The sequence below is a fragment of the Bacillus sp. V2I10 genome (genome assembly GCF_030817055.1).
Taxonomy (GTDB): domain Bacteria; phylum Bacillota; class Bacilli; order Bacillales; family Bacillaceae; genus Bacillus_P.
Map to the genome: position 1 here is coordinate 1,001,426 of NZ_JAUSYV010000001.1, position 16,892 is coordinate 1,018,317.

General features: G+C 40.1%; 13 protein-coding genes, 3 pseudogenes and 3 riboswitches. Of the genes and pseudogenes, 12 read left to right on the plus strand and 4 right to left on the minus strand.

The features are described from left to right. Positions 1-343: 343 nt before the first annotated feature. Together QFZ72_RS05080 and QFZ72_RS05085 are read left to right on the plus strand one after the other, a co-directional pair. Positions 344-496 (plus strand): annotated as a pseudogene (locus QFZ72_RS05080) (sensor histidine kinase KdpD); the annotation flags it as partial. Positions 497-511: 15 nt separating this feature from the next. Continuing rightward, on the plus strand, positions 512-925 hold the full coding sequence (locus QFZ72_RS05085; RefSeq protein ID WP_307430272.1) for a CBS domain-containing protein: 414 nt from the start codon (positions 512-514) through the stop codon (positions 923-925). Positions 926-955: 30 nt separating this feature from the next. Here QFZ72_RS05085 and QFZ72_RS05090 read toward each other — a convergent pair whose 3' ends face one another. Beyond that, the gene (locus tag QFZ72_RS05090) at positions 956-2,371 is read right to left on the minus strand and encodes an amino acid permease (RefSeq protein WP_307430274.1); all 1,416 of its coding nucleotides are present in this window, start codon (positions 2,369-2,371) and stop codon (positions 956-958) included. 144 nt (positions 2,372-2,515) lie between these two features. Then, positions 2,516-2,693: riboswitch (Lysine riboswitch) on the minus strand. Between the two features lie 224 nt (positions 2,694-2,917). Between QFZ72_RS05090 and QFZ72_RS05095 the strand changes: the two genes are divergently transcribed. Beyond that, a complete protein-coding gene (locus QFZ72_RS05095) occupies positions 2,918-3,094 on the plus strand; it encodes a twin-arginine translocase TatA/TatE family subunit (protein WP_252202324.1) in 177 nt (58 codons plus the stop codon). Positions 3,095-3,238: 144 nt separating this feature from the next. Further along, entirely contained in the window at positions 3,239-5,032 is a 1,794-nt protein-coding gene (locus QFZ72_RS05100) for a M3 family oligoendopeptidase (protein ID WP_307430276.1), read from the plus strand. Between the two features lie 91 nt (positions 5,033-5,123). Here QFZ72_RS05100 and QFZ72_RS05105 read toward each other — a convergent pair whose 3' ends face one another. Beyond that, positions 5,124-5,858, minus strand: a complete 735-nt coding sequence (locus tag QFZ72_RS05105) for an alpha/beta fold hydrolase (protein WP_307430279.1) — start codon at positions 5,856-5,858, stop codon at positions 5,124-5,126. A 117-nt stretch (positions 5,859-5,975) separates the two neighbouring features. Next, a riboswitch (cyclic di-AMP (ydaO/yuaA leader) is annotated at positions 5,976-6,118 on the plus strand. Between the two features lie 154 nt (positions 6,119-6,272). On the opposite strand from QFZ72_RS05105, the gene QFZ72_RS05110 reads away from it, so the two are divergent. The 5 genes from QFZ72_RS05110 (at position 6,273) to QFZ72_RS05130 (ending at position 12,208) form a co-directional block, all read left to right on the plus strand. Beyond that, on the plus strand, positions 6,273-7,520 hold the full coding sequence (locus QFZ72_RS05110) for a dicarboxylate/amino acid:cation symporter (RefSeq protein WP_307430282.1): 1,248 nt from the start codon (positions 6,273-6,275) through the stop codon (positions 7,518-7,520). A 128-nt stretch (positions 7,521-7,648) separates the two neighbouring features. Then, on the plus strand, positions 7,649-9,010 hold the full coding sequence (locus tag QFZ72_RS05115; RefSeq protein ID WP_307430284.1) for a sensor histidine kinase: 1,362 nt from the start codon (positions 7,649-7,651) through the stop codon (positions 9,008-9,010). A gap of 3 nt (positions 9,011-9,013) precedes the next feature. Beyond that, complete coding sequence (locus tag QFZ72_RS05120) at positions 9,014-9,694, plus strand: response regulator transcription factor (protein WP_307430288.1); 681 nt, start codon at positions 9,014-9,016, stop codon at positions 9,692-9,694. 279 nt (positions 9,695-9,973) lie between these two features. Continuing rightward, a riboswitch (cyclic di-AMP (ydaO/yuaA leader) is annotated at positions 9,974-10,118 on the plus strand. A 98-nt stretch (positions 10,119-10,216) separates the two neighbouring features. Next, positions 10,217-10,873, plus strand: coding sequence for a potassium channel family protein (locus QFZ72_RS05125; protein WP_307430291.1), 657 nt, complete (start codon positions 10,217-10,219; stop codon positions 10,871-10,873). Between the two features lie 27 nt (positions 10,874-10,900). Continuing rightward, positions 10,901-12,208 carry a TrkH family potassium uptake protein gene (locus QFZ72_RS05130; protein ID WP_307439592.1) on the plus strand — a complete coding sequence of 436 codons (1,308 nt, stop codon included), beginning with the start codon at positions 10,901-10,903 and terminating at the stop codon, positions 12,206-12,208. A gap of 33 nt (positions 12,209-12,241) precedes the next feature. On the opposite strand, the gene QFZ72_RS05135 is transcribed toward QFZ72_RS05130, so the two are convergent. Beyond that, a complete protein-coding gene (locus QFZ72_RS05135; RefSeq protein ID WP_307430293.1) occupies positions 12,242-12,967 on the minus strand; it encodes a ZIP family metal transporter in 726 nt (241 codons plus the stop codon). A gap of 81 nt (positions 12,968-13,048) precedes the next feature. Here QFZ72_RS05135 and QFZ72_RS05140 point away from each other — a divergent pair. Then, positions 13,049-13,405: pseudogene (locus QFZ72_RS05140) on the plus strand (acyl-CoA dehydrogenase family protein); the annotation flags it as partial. Between the two features lie 147 nt (positions 13,406-13,552). On the opposite strand, the gene QFZ72_RS05145 reads toward QFZ72_RS05140, so the two are convergent. Further along, positions 13,553-14,554, minus strand: a complete 1,002-nt coding sequence (locus QFZ72_RS05145; RefSeq protein WP_307430297.1) for an ABC transporter substrate-binding protein — start codon at positions 14,552-14,554, stop codon at positions 13,553-13,555. 242 nt (positions 14,555-14,796) lie between these two features. Here QFZ72_RS05145 and QFZ72_RS05150 point away from each other — a divergent pair, with 242 nt between their 5' ends. Both QFZ72_RS05150 and QFZ72_RS05155 read left to right on the plus strand, forming a co-directional pair. After that, on the plus strand, positions 14,797-15,798 hold the full coding sequence (locus tag QFZ72_RS05150) for a FecCD family ABC transporter permease (protein ID WP_307430300.1): 1,002 nt from the start codon (positions 14,797-14,799) through the stop codon (positions 15,796-15,798). Next, positions 15,798-16,854 (plus strand): annotated as a pseudogene (locus tag QFZ72_RS05155) (FecCD family ABC transporter permease). Before QFZ72_RS05150 ends, QFZ72_RS05155 begins: the two are co-directional and overlap by 1 nt. Positions 16,855-16,892: the final 38 nt, after the last annotated feature.

Consider the following 16,892-nt stretch of genomic DNA (forward strand, 5'->3'; position numbering starts at 1 on the left):
AAGTAATTTTACTCGCCGTCATTATTCCCATATTGATTCCTCTCGCTATAAAAAGGGTCAGAGATAAGTTCGGATACTTGCTTAGTAGAAATTTATGATTTGTGTGGCTCGGGGGAGTACTTGTTCCCTTTGTTGGATTCAAAGGAATTGATGTTGTTCTTGCTCTAATTTTGTAACGTATATTTAATAGAAGAAAAGAGAAATTTTAAGATGGAAGACAAATAATTAATGATTGGTCTGATCATCAAATGAGTTTATTCTTAATGGTGATTTGCGGCATTATTTTCTCTGTAGTCGAAAAGTTCAATAGGCTTTACGCAGGAAAAACGGGAAAAAACGGAGAAATGGAAAAAAACAGTATCACATTACACAAATCCTTCTCGGTCAGTCAGCGAGAACAAGGTGGGAAGAAATTAGAAAAGGTTCCATTGTGAATACGATTATGAGAACGACAGAGAATATTGATATTCACATCGTGTCAGATGGACGATCTTAAAGGAGTTCAGGAGAAATGAATATTGCTTTTTTCCTAATACCCAAAAAGGAAGTTGTTTATTTAAACATTCATGCCACCATGAGGCAGGCGCTTGAACGAATGGAATATCACCGTTATTCAGCTGTTCCGCTGCTTGATGATGAAGGGAAGTACGTAACAACGCTGACAGAAGGTGATTTGCTGTGGATGCTGAAAAACACACCTGATTTGCATTTTCATAACACAGAAAAAATTCGATTAACTGATCTTAATTACCATCGAAAGAATGAACCAATATCTATTCATTCAGAAATGGAGAACATTATTTTAAGGGCGATGGAACAGAATTTCGTACCTGTTACAGATGATCAGGGAATCTTTATAGGGATGATCAGAAGAAGGGAAATTATTGAATATTGCTCAGATCAGCTTTTTGGGAAAAAGAATTAAAAAAGGCTGCATTCAACATGCAGCCTTCTATTATATGGTTGAGCCTGTATCTTGTTTTTTCATATATTTCGTCAAAAACGGATAAATCACAAATCCCGCAAAGAATAGGCCGACTCCAAGTATAAATGTTTTTAAATCAGCAGTTCCTGTAACAATCACCCATACAGAATAAATACAGGCTAGTGAGGCGATGATTCCGTCTCTTACTCTCGACCCTTGAATGAGATCATAAGTCTCTCCTTTGGCAATCAGCTTCAAGAAGAAGATAGACGATACAAGGTATGGGAAAAGATAGGCAAGTGTAGCTGATGTTGTTAAGAATGTATAAGCTTCACTGATGGTTCCGGAAATCGTTGAGAAAATAAAGATTTGAGACATTAAATTTGTTATGATCAAAGCATTTTTCGGACTTCCTTTTTTATTTGTTTTAGCAAAGAAAGCAGGGAAAATACCTGATTTTGCAGCCTGGTACGGCACTTCAGATGACAGCAGGATCCATCCAATAGTTGATCCAAACAAAGATACGACTGCCAATAGTGCCATTGCATTTGCACCGGCATCGCCAATAATGACAGAAAGAACATCAACAAAAGGCTTGTCAGATGACTGCAGCTGATCGTGCGGCAGAACGCCCATTGTAATAAGTGTAATAATCATATAGATGAACACAGCAATGATTAAGCCAGTGATGGTAGCTCTCTTTACATCACGCTGAGAAGAAGCGCGTCCTGACAGAATGACTGCCGACTCAATACCTACAAATGCCCATAAAGTCGAAATTGCGGCAAATTGAACTTGATTTGTCAGCCCGTATGTCACGCCAGGCTCTGCTTCCACCGGGAAATAAAACTCTCCAAATGCAGCCGACTCCAGTGCAAATAAACCAGCAATGATAAAAAGCATAAACCCGATTACTTTTGAAGCAGTAGCAACAAAATTTAATTTGCCTGCTCCGCTCAAGTTCGTTAAAAGGATGGTATGAGTGCCCCAAAGCAAAATAGTACAAACAATAAATGTAACAAGTCTTCCTAATTGAATTTCCTGCGAACCAACTGAAAAAAGAATGGATTCGTCTGACATAATCGGAAAGAATGTAGAAAGATAGCCAGCGAAGCTTGTGATGATTGCGACATTGCTGATCCAGTTCGCGACCCAATATCCCCACACCATGCTGAACCCGGCTACATTTCCTTTTTTCGGTGTATCAAATAAAGCTTTTGCGTAGCTTTGCGGACCAGCTGTAAGGTCAGGTCTGCGGATTGATAAATTACCGAATACAAGTGCAATCATTAATACACCTAATCCGGTTACAAGCCAGGCGCTGGTGACACCAAGCGGACTTGCGGTCTGCGCCAGGGTGCTTGGCAGCATAAAAATACCAGAGCCCACCATATTTCCTACTACAAAGGCTGTTAAAAGCCAAAATCCCCATTTTTTCTGTTTCACTGCTGAAACCTCCTATAATAGAACCATAATGTTATGGCTGTATAATTAGTGTGTGTATTTTTTGACGAAATGGATCATTTTTGACAAACAAAAAACGCATGGAACAAGCCCATGCGCAAAATACACAAAAAACTCACTCAAAAATCTCATGATAGCACTCCACAGATTACACTGTGGCAGTCCAGTACCTATTCGATACAGTCCCAGCAAGAAACAAAGTGGCTGTTTCAAACTTCGGCACCAAGTCCTTTCGAATTTGCAGTCAACAGCTCCACTAGCCTCTTGCAATCTACTCTTAATTGGTGCAACCTCTACCTCACCGAGATTCTAGTGAGGATTTATAGTAAAAATAATATTTGAATAAAATAAAACTACCAACTCAGCCTGCGTTTGTCAATGGATTTCATGTATTTCTATATTTTCCCTGAGGAAATCGCCCTAATTTCATTTTGCAATTCATGGATAGATCAACTATAATTTACAAAGGCAGCGTTTTCTTTTTATTGTGAAATAATCTAATAAATTAATGTGGAAGAAGGGTTCATCATGAACTTGGGATTCGGGGAAATTATGTTGATCGTCTTTGTCGCATTGCTTCTTTTCGGACCGAAAAAATTGCCTGAACTGGGTAAAGCGGCAGGTAAAACGCTACGAGAATTTAAGAATGCTACTAAAGGTCTTATGGACGACGATGATGCAAAATCAGATAAAACAATCAAATAAATACAAGCAGAGGCTATGACATTTCGTCATACCTTTTTTTTTGCTTCCTGCCATTAGAATTGTACAAATTTTTAGTCAATTGTTTTATAATGACAAGTGAGGGATTATTTAGTGTTCCGAAATACATAAACAGGGGGAATGGCGATGAAAGCTGCTACGTATGCTGAAACATGGGATTTAGATGTGTTTTTTGAAGGTGGAAGCAAATCTGTTGCTTTTAAAAAGTACTTAGAGGAGCTTGAATTTGATGTTCCTTCATTTAAGGTGCAGGCAGAGAGCATCAAAGTACCCCAAACAAAAGAAGATAGCGTCCTTTTAGGAGAGATTCTTGAGAAGTTTCAGGGTATTGCAAAACGGATGAGGCAGGCAGGAGCTTTTGTCGGGTGTCTGCAGGCTCAGGATACAAATGATAAGCATGCCTCCGTGCTCCGGGGGAAGGTTACTCAACTCAGCTCTCAGTTTCAAAATGCTTTGGCAGCCTTTGATCAAAAGCTCGTTCAAGTAGACGATGCGGTTTGGCCAGAGCTTGTAAATGCAGAAGACTTGACTGAATTAAAATTTGCCTTGACCGAGCGCCGGAACAGAGCAAAAAACAAACTGCAGATGGAGCAGGAAACACTGATCAATGCCTTGTCAGTAGACGGCTATCATGCGTGGGGACAGCTTTATGATACTCTCGTTTCCAAAGTGAAAATACCGTTCAAAGAAGATGGCAAAATACATGAATTGTCTGTAGGCCAGGCAGCCAATAAATTTTCAAATGCGGACAGATCAGTCAGAAAATCTGTGTTTGAAGAATGGGAAAAAGCGTGGGGAAGCGGTGCAGATTTATTTGCCCATACGCTGAACCATCTATCTGGTTTTAGACTGAATGTATATGAAAAGCGGGGCTGGGACGATGTTCTGAGTGAGCCGCTTGAGATCAACAGAATGAAGCGCGAGACCCTTGATGTCATGTGGAAGGTGATATCAGAGAATAAACAGCCGCTTGTAAGCTATTTAAAAAGAAAAGCAGAATTGCTTGGTGTTGATAAACTTAGCTGGTACGACCTCGATGCACCGATTGGCGGGAAAGAAGCGAAGGTCAGCTATCAGGAGGGAGCTGAATTTATCTTAGATCAATTCAGCCACTTTGGAGAAGAGCTGACTTCATTTACTAAAAAGGCATTTGAGAACCGCTGGATCGAGGCTGAAGATCGTTCTGGAAAAGCTCCGGGAGGTTTTTGCACAAGTTTTACCGAAAGTGACCAGTCAAGAATCTTCATGACATTCTCCGGCACCCCGTCAAATATCGCAACCCTTGCACATGAACTGGGCCATGCCTTCCATCAGCATGCTATGGCGGGAGTGCATCCGCTTAACCGCAATTATGCGATGAATGTAGCTGAAACAGCATCAACATTTGCTGAAATGATCGTGGCAGATGCTTCTGTTAAAAAAGCAAAATCTGATGAAGAACGTTTGGCGCTATTAGAAGATAAAGTGCAAAGAAGTGTTGCACTGCTCATGAATATTCACGGCCGCTTTCTATTTGAAACTTCTTTTTATGAGGAACGCAAAAAAGGAATCGTCAGCACGGAAAAAATAAATCAATTAATGGAAGCTGCACAAAAAGAAGCTTATTGTGATGCTTTAGGAGAGTACCATCCTCATTTCTGGGCATCTAAACTGCATTTCTATATTACGGGGGTGCCGTTCTATAATTTCCCATATACGTTTGGCTATCTGTTCTCACTTGGCATATATGCGAAAGCATTGGAAGAGGGAACTGCATTTGAAGAGAAATACATTTCTCTTTTAAAAGATACAGGTTCCATGCAGGTAGAAGATTTGGCTATGAAACACTTAGGAGTGGACCTAACAAAAGAGGATTTCTGGAAAAAAGCAGTTCAGCTGACTGTGCAAGATGTGGAAGAGTTTTTGGAAGCGACAAAATAAAAAAAACGGAAACCGGCATGGTTCAGCTGCCTGTTTCCGTTTTTTTTATGACTTGTAAATGCAGAAAAAGCGAGAAAATCTCCCCGCTTTTCTACTCAATCCGCTCGATCCAGCTGTTCATTTCTCTAATGATCTGATCTTGCTGAACAAAGACATTGATCTGTGCTTTGCTATCTCCTTTTTGTTCTCCGTAAATGCCAAACTGTGCATGATTGCCGCCGTTAATTTTGTAATAAAAGGTATTGTCAGACAATAGATGTTTCGTTTCTTTTATATCATCCAGGGTTGTTAATCCGTCATGTTCTGCATAGATGGTCAGAATCGGAAAATCTGTGTTTGAGAAATCACTGGAATCTGCCGGATAAGCAGCAAGAAGAAAAAGCCCTTTTATATTTTTTGGATGTTCATACGCGTAAATAGAAGCAGCCGCACCTCCGAGAGAGTGTCCTCCAATGTACCAATTTTCAATCTCGTCTCTATCATTTATGATTTTATCTGCTTTGCTGATGCCTGCAATAGCAAGGTTAAAGGGCATTTTAGGAATGACGACAGTGAACCCTTTTTGAGTTAACTGCTCTGCAAGATAGGCATATGCTCTCGGATCAACTTTTGCTTCAGGATATAGAATGATGCCATTATTCGTTTTTTGATTTTCAGGCTGAAACAGCAGATACCCACTTTTTTCATTTTGATCCTGTAAATTAGTAGTGTTAAACAGTTCTTCAGCAGGTTTATAGGTGATTTGGGACCAGATATAAAATCCTGCAAATGAAAGAATCAGACCTGCTGAAGCTATCAGGAAAATATTTTTTATCCACTTTTTCATGGTTAAAACTCCTTAAATAATAACGTTTTCTGCTAAATTTTATGTTTAAATCCAACTAAAGACAAATTTTTATATTTGCCAAAATTAAATCTTTTACTTAGAATAGTAGTATAACTTAATAAATATACGCTTAATCCTGAAATGGGAACGGGGGAACCAAACTGTGCACATGCACTGGGGTGAATCCTTTATAGTCAAAAGGTAGGACACTCTTCGTCCGAATCCGACAGCTAACCTCGTATGCGTTGGAGAGACTCATCTGTAGAAACGTTATAATTATTCAATTTGACGAATACAGCCGCGAGAATTCTCTCGCGGTTTTTTGTATTTTTTAAAAAGTCTCACATTTATGTTTCTCCTTCTCTATTTATTGGAAATAAAACACTATCTATTACTTTTTTACGGAGGTTTTATATGAAACTAGCAACGAAAATCATCATTGGTCTTATTCTGGGGGCCATTGTCGGTCTCATTCTTAATATCACGGCTCCGGATTTATTTAAACAGTTAGACACGTTCCTATTTACCCCGCTTGGAAAAATCTTTCTAAACTTAATCAATATGCTCGTTGTACCAATAGTCTTCTTTTCTATTACTCTGGGAGTTGCTGGGTTAGGAGATCCAAAGAAATTAGGAAGAATAGGTGTTAAAACGGTCACCTACTTTTTAGTAACAACAGCAGTAGCCATTGTTATAGGCTTAATCCTTGGACTGACAATTCAGCCCGGCAATGTGGGTGAATTCGATACAAAGTCCGCTGAATATAAAGCTGAAGAAGCTCCATCTGTTGCAGAAACATTCTTAAATATGATTCCAACGAATCCTGTTAAAGCATTTGCCGATGGTAATATGCTGCAAATTATTATTTTCTCAATTTTTGTTGGCCTTGGCATCACGTTTCTTGGAAAGAAAGCAAATACTTTATTTAAAGTAGTTGAGCAAGGCAATGATTTAATGATGTATTTAGTAAATCTAGTGATGAAATTCGCTCCATACGGTACTTTCGGTCTTATCGCTACTGCCGTAGGCAGTCAAGGTTTAGACGCCCTTAAAGCAATGGGACTCTACATGGGAGTTGTAATGCTTGCACTTGTGATTCATGCTATTGTCACCTATGGTTCATCCATTCTTTTTCTGGCAAAGCAAAGCCCGATCTGGTTCTTTAAAAATTTCGCTCCTGCCATGGCAGTAGCTTTCAGTACATCAAGCAGTAATGCGACACTTCCTGTATCTATGGAAACAGCACAAAAGCGTCTGAAGGTTCCAGAGCCGATCTCAAGTTTCGTTCAGCCGCTCGGCGCAACCATTAATATGGATGGAACGGCCATTATGCAGGGTGTAGCAACAATCTTTATCGCTCAAGTTTACAATATTGATCTTTCTTTCACTCAGTTGCTGACAGTAGTACTTACAGCTGTTCTCGCTTCAATTGGAACAGCCGGTGTGCCAGGAGTTGGACTTATCATGCTTGCGATGGTTTTAAACTCAGTAGGCCTTCCTGTAGCAGGCATCGCCTTGATCATCGGTATAGACCGTCTGCTGGATATGGCTCGTACAGCAGTTAACATCACAGGAGATGCGGCATGTGCAGTGATTGTAGCAGAAACAGAAAAGAAATATGGAGACTTGAAAATTCCTGAAATGGAAGAAAAAATGTCATAATGAGAAAGGCGGCCTTAAGCAGGTCGCCTTTTTTTACATATAAAGTTCAATTACCTTAATTTGCACGAAAAATGCAAATTTTTTTGGTATTGTAAAACAAAGAGGTGCAACAATAAGGAGTTTAATAAATGAATAAGCTTGCTATAAAAATTGGGCTATTATTTTTTACGATCATTCTTGTAGTAGAAACCTGTCTCTTTTTATTTTTATATCAGAATCTAGTCAATACGAGAGTAAATGAAGAAGTTTCTGCTCTACAGGCAAGAGGCAACAGCCACCGTGATGTTCTTCTGAAGCATAATGATGAAACAACGATGCAGCATGTTGTTTTAATGGAATCTGAAGCAGATACGGATGTTGTGCTGACAAATGCAGAAGGAGAAGTGATGCATTCTTCAAATGAGATTCATCCATTCATGCAGAAAGTAATCAACAATCATAAAGTGGAAAATGATGAAGAGCCTGCGAACTGGAAAGCCAGTCCTTTCATTTGGACAGTAAGCCCGGTCCGTATAAACGATGAAACAATAGGCTTTGTCTATATGTTTAAGGGAACAGATTCCATTCAATTGATGATTTCCAGATTAAATGACCACTTTATCTTTATTGGTACATTGTCTGTTATTCTTACTATCATTGCGGTTGTTTTTTTGTCAAAGATTGTGACAAAACCGCTGCTCTCCATGAAGCAGGCGACTGAACGCCTTAGTGAGGGGGATTTTACAGTTAACTTACATATGCAAAGAAATGATGAACTTGGCGAGCTAGGAGTTTCTATCCAAAAACTGGCGAATGATTTATCGCATCTAAAGAAGGAAAGAAATGAATTCCTGGCAAGTATCGCCCATGAATTGCGTACCCCCCTTACGTATATCAAGGGGTATGCAGATGTTGCTAAGAGGCCTGATCTGGCAAGAACTGACCAGGTGAACTATCTATCTATTATAAGTGAACAAACAGAGTACTTATCGAAGCTTGTAAAGGATTTATTTGAGCTTGCAAAGCTTGATCAGCATTCTTTTCAGGTTGAAAAAGAGCGGATCGATCTTTGCTCCTTTATTAAAAAAACAGTAGCGAAAGTAAATCCCATCTTAATCAAAGAAAATAGGAAAGTGAATTTTCTTTTTCCGGATTATTCTGTTCATCATATGATAGATCCTGCAAGGTTCGAACAGGTGCTGCTCAACATCATGGACAATGCCATCCATTTTTCTGAAAAAGGGACTTCCATTACAATCAGGGTTCTTGAACAAGGCGGGATCATTAAAGTTGTCATTTCAGATGAAGGAATAGGTGTTCCTGAAGAAGATCTTCCATATCTGTTTGACAGACTTTACCGCGTTGATAAATCAAGGTCCCGCCATAGCGGAGGAACAGGTCTTGGCCTTGCGATCGTAAAAGAAATTGTGGAGGCTCTTGGCGGCACAGTCCGGGCAAAAAGTACATTTGGAACAGGAACGGCCATTATCATTGTCTTTAGAAAGGATTAAACGATGAAAAAGATTTTGCTTGTAGATGATGAGGAACTGATGCTGGATTTGCTTGCCCTCTATCTTGCACCTGCAGGGTATTTGTGCATAAAATCCTCATCAGGACAACACGCTATTGATATTGTTCAAAAAGAAGAACCTGACCTTATGATTCTTGATCTTATGATGCCTGAAATGAATGGTTTTGAAGTGTGTAAAGAAATCAGAAGCTTTTCAGATATTCCGATTATAATGGTGACTGCGAGCGGCCAAAAAGAGGACATTGTAAAAGGACTGCAGACAGGGGCGGATGATTATATAACAAAGCCTTTTAATGAAACGGAATTATTGGCAAGAATAGAAGCGATATTAAGAAGAGTCAAAAATAATCAAGCCATAGAATACAGGGGTCTTAAATGGGATGATCGAAGCCAGGAAGCGAGCTATAAAGATGAGCCTATCCTTTTAACTCCAAAAGAATTTCAGCTTGCCGGCATCTTTTTAAAGAACCGAAACAGAGTATTTAATCGTGAGCATTTAATTCAGACTATTTGGGGTTATGATGCAGGTACGGAGGACCGGACGGTAGATTCCCACGTGCGTCATCTTAGAGAAAAGCTGAGAAAAACGGGATTTCCAATTGATGATCACCTTCAAACCGTTTGGGGAGCAGGGTACAAGTGGAAAGATGAAAAAAATAATTAAAACCAATTCAAACTCTTCTGCTGATAAAACTGCAAATTAATGATAGAGCTGCAATTTTAGATGATAGAACTTTGATTTAAACATATGCTGTTAAACCACAACTTCCTCGCATCATTTCAGCCTTGCAAAGAATCTAAAATAAACAGATATGCTGAGCAAATGAGACTTGAGAGCGCTTAAACGGTTATATTTGATCAATTATAACTAATTTCTGCAAAAATTGGCTCTTTACTGTCCTATTCAACAGGAGTAAGATACTTTCATAAATACATTTCAGATATTCTTAATTCGCTTAATCCATTACGGAGCGGGGGACCCAATTTTGCTGGCATCTTTTGCAGCTTGGGGTGAATCCTTTACAGGTAGGGCTACTCTCATTGCCCGAACCCGACAGCTAACTTCGCAAGCGTTCTTGAGAGAGGATAATGAAACTAATGTGATCTTAAAAATCAGACACAGCGGTTCATGGGACCTCTGTGTCTTTTTGTGTGCAAAAATTGGTATCGAAAGAAGGAAATCCTGTTGAAAAAGCAATTTGCTGTATTTGGTCTTGGGCGTTTTGGAGGAAGTCTTGTAAAAGAATTTCATGAGTTGGGGATTGAAGTTTTAGCGGTCGATAAAGATGATGAAAAGGTTCAATATTATTCTCAATATGCAACACTTGCTGTGCAGGCAAATGCGATAGATGAAGCGACACTGAAACAGCTTGGCGTCCGCAATGTAGACCACGCGTTTGTTTCATTCGGAGATGATATAGAAGCAAGTATCTTAACCTCTCTGCTGCTGAAAGAAATGGAGATTCCGCAAGTATGGGCAAAAGCTCAAAATGACTACCATCAGAAGGTTTTAGACAAAATAGGTGTAAATAAAGTCATTCATCCTGAACGTGACATGGCAAAGCGGATTGCCCATCATATTATTTCAGAAAAAATGATTGATTATATTGAGCTTTCAAAGGAATACAGCATGGTAGAGCTGATTGCTTCAGCAAAAATACATCGTAAAACATTGATTGATTTAGATATTAGAGCAAGATATGGATGTAATATTGTCGGGATTCAGCGGGATGAAGAGATGATTGTTTCGCCTCCTGCCGAAGAATCTATCAAATCAGGTGATATTTTGCTTGTGATTGGACGAAATAAGGACATCAGCCGTTTCGAGGAGGAGGGGATGTAGGTGATCAGAGCACAAAAACTGCAAAAAATGATTCGCTTTAATCCTTCTCAGCTGCTTGTCATCGTATTTGCAGCTGGAATTATTCTTGGAGCAGTGCTTTTAAAACTGCCGATTGCGACTCATGATTCCATCAGATGGCTTGATGCGCTATTTATATCTGCCTCTGCCATGACCGTTACAGGTCTTGCAACCGTTGATCCCGGGAGCACCTTTACGACATTCGGTCAAACGATTATCGCTATCCTCATTCAGCTTGGCGGACTTGGAATCATGTCATTTGCCATTCTGACTTATATGGTTTTGGGAAAGAAGATAGGCATTAAAGAAAGGCTTGTGATGCAGCAAGCACTTAATCAGACTTCGATTGGCGGAGTTGTAAATCTTGTTAAATACTTATTTTTATTCTCCATCATGATTGAATTCATCGCCATGGTTTTTTTATCCTTTCGATGGGTGCCGGAGTTCGGCTGGTCAAAAGGGCTGTTCTTCAGCTTTTTTCATGCCATTTCAGCTTTTAACAATGCCGGATTTTCCCTATGGCCAGATAATATAATACGGTATGTGAATGACCCTTTGGTTAATATTGTGATTTCTTGTTTATTTATTATTGGAGGTATCGGCTTTACTGTGCTCCTTGATGTATGGAAAAAAAGAAAGTTCAGCAAATTTTCCCTGCATACGAGGATCATGCTTGTCGGCACTCTTGTAATCAATGTTATTGCCATGTTGTTCATCTTTTTTGTAGAATACTCAAACCCTGAAACTCTCGGAGAGCTTTCATCAGGCGGAAAATTGCTTGCCTCCTATTTTCAGGCGGTATCACCAAGAACAGCAGGTTTTAACACATTGGATATGGCAAGCCTTGATGAGGCCACACTATTCCTCATGATTATTCTGATGTTTATCGGCGGGGGAAGTGCTTCAACTGCTGGCGGAATTAAGCTTACTACAGCAATTATTATCGTGCTCGCTACTATAACCTTTTTACGCGGAAAAGAAGATATTACGATTGGAAGAAGAAGCATTCATTCACGCTATATCCTAAAAGCGCTGGCGATTGCAATGTTCAGTTTAATGTTTGTTATAATAGCGATTTTTGTTTTGACCATTTCTGAAAAAGCAACATTTATGGAAATCCTGTTTGAAACCGTTTCAGCCTTCGGCACAGTAGGTTTATCGATGGGGATTACAGGAAACCTGACGGATCTAGGAAAAGAAGTCATTATCGTGATCATGTTTATTGGAAAAGTAGGGCCGCTTACGCTTTTATTTACACTGACTAAACCCCAAAAACAAAAAATTAAATATCCTAATGAAGACATATTAACAGGATGAGAAAAAGGCTTCGCAGATGCGAAGCCTTTTGTATTATAGATTTGAGAGGATTAACGAAGCAAGTACACCTAAGGAAGCAATCAAACCTACGATTGGGCCCCCTTCTTCGAATGCTTCGGGCATCATCGTCGAGGCCACCATTGCAATGATGCCGCCCGCTGCAAAGGCTCCAATAAATGCAATCACTGCAGTGTCTGCATTTTGCAGCAGCGAGAAGCCGAGAAATGAGCTGAGGGAAGAAAGAAGTAAAACGATCAGCCACATGAAAAGAATCTTTTTTTTGGAATAGCCATCTTTACGCAATCCTACAGAGCTTGAAAGACCCTCCGGAAAATTGCTGATGAAAACAGCTGTCACCATTAAGAAGCTGACTGTATTCTCCTGAAGCAGGCTGACGCCGATAATAACCGACTCAGGAATAGCATCAATGACAGTTCCGATAAAAATGGATACTCCTGAGTGATTTTCCGGGTTTTGCTTTGAGCGTTTTCTGTCGCTTCCGCCCTTTTTTGTAATCAGCAATTCACACACTGTAAATGTTGAAGATCCAAAAATGAATCCGCCCGATGCTGCCAGCATTCCTCCGCCATCCACTGATTTCCTAAGCAGTTCAAACGAAGCTGCCCCGATCAGGACACCCGTTCCAAATGACATAATAAAACCTAAAACCTTGCGCGGTATCTCCTTATAGATGCCAAGCAAAGCACCCAATAAAATAGAGGAACCAGCAAAAGCTCCCCAAATCGCAGCCTGCAGCATTCGACTGATTCCCTCCTAACTTACTATCTACCGTTAGCTTACCAAATATCTAACAAAAAATGCAAAAAGTCATTGGGAGAGATGCTAATTAAATTGGATGCTAATTTGCTGTTTAATCTGAAGAAATTTATGGATGCAGAGCTTTATGAATATACCGTTCAGAGACTGTCAGAATTTCAAATGCTTTGTTTTGAAGAAATTGATCAGCGTGCAGCGCATACGGATAGAGAGGGACAGCCAAAGCTTATCAGCTATGATAAATTTGGAAATGTTGTCTCGGAAGTCTGGCTGAACGAGGGGTATAAAAAAACAATCCAAGACACCTATCAAACAGGGATTGTCGGCTATCTGCATAAAAACATTCCTGAATTGAACAGAAAGGCAGATTATCACTATTCATATGCTTTAGGATATCTTCTGTCTCAGGTTGAATCTGGCCATAAAATATTATGATTTAATTGTTGAATCTAAGGGATCTGTTAAGAATGCATATATATAGAAGAAAACGAAAAAAATCTTCCGGGTGGAAGACTTTTTTCGTTTAAAAGGGTTTCTTAGTGTATATAAATTGGTTGGGAGACAAAATTATTTCTCGAGAACGATTTTCTCAAGTTCGTCGAGCATTAAGTTAGCAGCTTTTACACCGCCTGCCGTGTTCCAGATCGCATCATCAACTTGGTAGGCTTTGCCTGCTTTTACTGCATCAAGATTTTTCCAAAGCGGATCATTTGTAAATTCTTCTGCCTGTTTTTCAGCATCCGCTTTTGTTTCAGCAGGAGCATAAGTGAAGTAGAATAAATAATCTCCATCCATCTCTGGAATTAATTCTTTTGTTACTTCGCGAACGAATAAGTCGTCCGGATTGTCTGAGAATAATTTTTCAAGGTTTGCAGGACGTGCAAATCCTAACTCTTCAAGGATGACACCAGAGAATGTGTCTTTATAATAAATGCGAGTTGTTCCAGCCATGAAACGAACGACTGAAATTTCTTGATCTAGTTTATCGCCGGCTTTTGCTTTAATATCCGCAATGCGGGCATCATAGTCAGCAAGTACCTTTTTGCCTTCTTCTTCACGGTCTAATGCTTTAGCGTAGAAGCTGAAATTTTCCTTCCAGTCGCCTCTAAGGGTTTCAGCAAAAACAGTAGGAGCGATTTGGCTTAATTTTTCATATTGGTCTTCCTGACGCATTTTGTTTCCGATAATTAAGTCAGGCTTTAATGCAGCAATTGCTTCTACATTAAGTGCACTCTCATCACCAACAACTTCAACGTCTGTCATTTCATCTGAAATGTGATCATACCAAGGATCGCCTAACCAGGATTTAACAGCTCCAACAGGTTTTACGCCTAAAGCTAAAAGAGCTTCTGTTCCTTCATTTGTTAAAATAACAACCTTTTCAGGTTTTTTCTTAACTTCAGTTGTGCCCATTGCATGCTCAACAGTATATGCTTCGCTTTCTTTATCTTTGCTGCCAGTATCATCAGCCGTTTTATCTTTCTCGTTGTTTCCGCATGCTGCTAGAAGTACTGCTGATAAAACGATTGCAATAAGTGACAGCCATGCTTTTTGATATGTAGCTTGCATTTGTTGTTACCCCCATATTTTCATTTGATAATGATTTTCATTTACAAGTTAAATATTAATTTTTTTCCTATCAGTTGTCAATATTTAATTGAAAATGATTTTCATTTACGAATAAAATATTAATTTTTCTGATTTCGATTGTCAATATTTAATTGAAAATGATTTTCAAATTCAATTGACTTTGTTACAATAGCTTTAGAAAAATATTAAGAAGTGATGGTTTCACATCAAGAGGTATAAATATGTTATTACAGACTAATTTAGTGAAAATAGCTGGACTTATCACTGGTTTTATTTTGCTTTTAGTGAGTATTTGTGCAAGTGTCGTGCTTGGCTATACACAAACCTCGTGGGAAACAGCCATTAATGCGCTTACAAATTTTAATGGTTCTGACGAACATTTAATTATTCAAACAGTAAGGCTTCCGAGAGCAGCAACAGCTGTTGTTGTTGGAGCCAGCCTTGCTGTTGCAGGGGCACTGATGCAGGCTCTTACTAAAAATCCGCTGGCATCTCCGGGCGTATTCGGGATTAATGCAGGAGCGGGATTCTTTGTTGTGATTGCCGTATCCATGTTTGGCGTCAGCTCTTTGCAGGCCTTCACTTGGATTTCCTTTTTAGGAGCGGCAGCAGCTGCTTTCACTGTTTATTTTGCAGGTTCTTTTGGGAGAGAAGGATTAACACCAATGAAGCTTACATTGGCCGGAGCAGCGATGGCTGCTTTGTTTTCCTCGCTGACTCAAGGATTTCTTGTGAGTAACGAAGCTGCATTGGATCAAGTATTATTTTGGCTTGCCGGCTCTGTTCAGGGAAGGAAGCTTGAGCTTCTCTATAGCGTGCTTCCTTATATTGGAGTTGCTTTTGTTATCTGTGTCTTTCTTGCATCCAAGGTCAACCTGCTGATGATGGGTGAAGATGTCGCAAAAGGGCTCGGCCAGAAAACAGGCACCGTCAAATTAATGACGGCTGCTGTTATTATTCTGCTTGCAGGAGGAGCAGTTGCGATTGCAGGTCCTGTTGGATTTGTAGGGATTGTCATTCCGCATATTGCCCGTTACTTTGTCGGGAATGATCACCGCTGGATTCTTCCTTATTGTGCAGTACTCGGAGGAGTGCTTTTAGTGACGGCTGACATTGGGGCCAGGTTCGTCGCGATGCCTGAAGAAGTGCCGGTAGGAGTGATGACGGCTCTTGTCGGAACACCATTTTTCATCTACATCGCGCGCAGGGGGTTCCAGAAATAATGAAAAGCTATCAATCTTTTAGAATAGGAAAAGGGTTTATTTCTTTCCTTATTGATAAAAAAGCCTTAACGGTCTTCTGTGTTTTGCTCCTTGTCACTGCGTTTACCTTTCTTTTCAGTACAGGTATGGGTGATTTGAGAATCAGCCCGATTCAGGTGCTTAAAACACTGGCTGGATACGGAACAGAGATGGATGAGCTTGTCATTCAGTCCTTCCGTTTGCCGAGAATCCTGATTGCTTTAATGGTCGGAATATCACTTGCTGTTGCAGGCGGCATTCTTCAGGGGATTATCCGCAATCCGCTTGCATCTCCCGATATCATCGGTATTACCGGCGGAGCTTCCGTCGCTGTTGTGATGTTTTTAGCCATATTCAGTGATAAAAATAATACTTTGACTGTACCGATCCAGTGGATGCCGGTTGCAGCTTTCATAGGAGCGACAGTCATTGCCTTATTAGTCTATATTTTGTCATGGAGGGGCGGTTCTTCTTCTATAAGACTCGTTTTGGTCGGAATTGGACTTTCTATGCTTGCTCAGTCTCTTACAACTTTATTAATGATAAAAGGGCCGATCTACCGCGCGGCGCAGGCAAATATTTGGATTACAGGAACTGTCTATTCCGCAACTTGGGATCAAGTAAAGATTATGGTGCCTATTACAATCGTATTAGTCATCATCAGCTTTATTTTTGTTAGAAACGTGAACATTCAGGAATTAGGGGATGAGCTTGCAGCTGGTGTGGGAAGCGCCGTACAGCGCAATCGATTTATTCTGCTGTCTGATTGCAACTGCATTAACAGGAAGTGCTGTTGCATTTGCGGGCGGAATCGGGTTTGTAGGTCTCATTGCCCCGCATATCGCCAGAAGACTCGTAGGGTCATCTTTCGGTGCTTTACTTCCTGTATCGGCATTGCTCGGAGCGGTGCTCGTTATGGTTGCAGATTTGATTGGAAGAACCCTTTTTGCTCCGCTTGAAATTCCTGCAGGTGTTTTCACTGCAGCGATCGGGGCACCTTATTTCATCTACCTGCTTTATAGAAGCAGAAATAACTAGGCTGTTTCCGAAGCATCTGAAATTCATCCCGCAGCTAA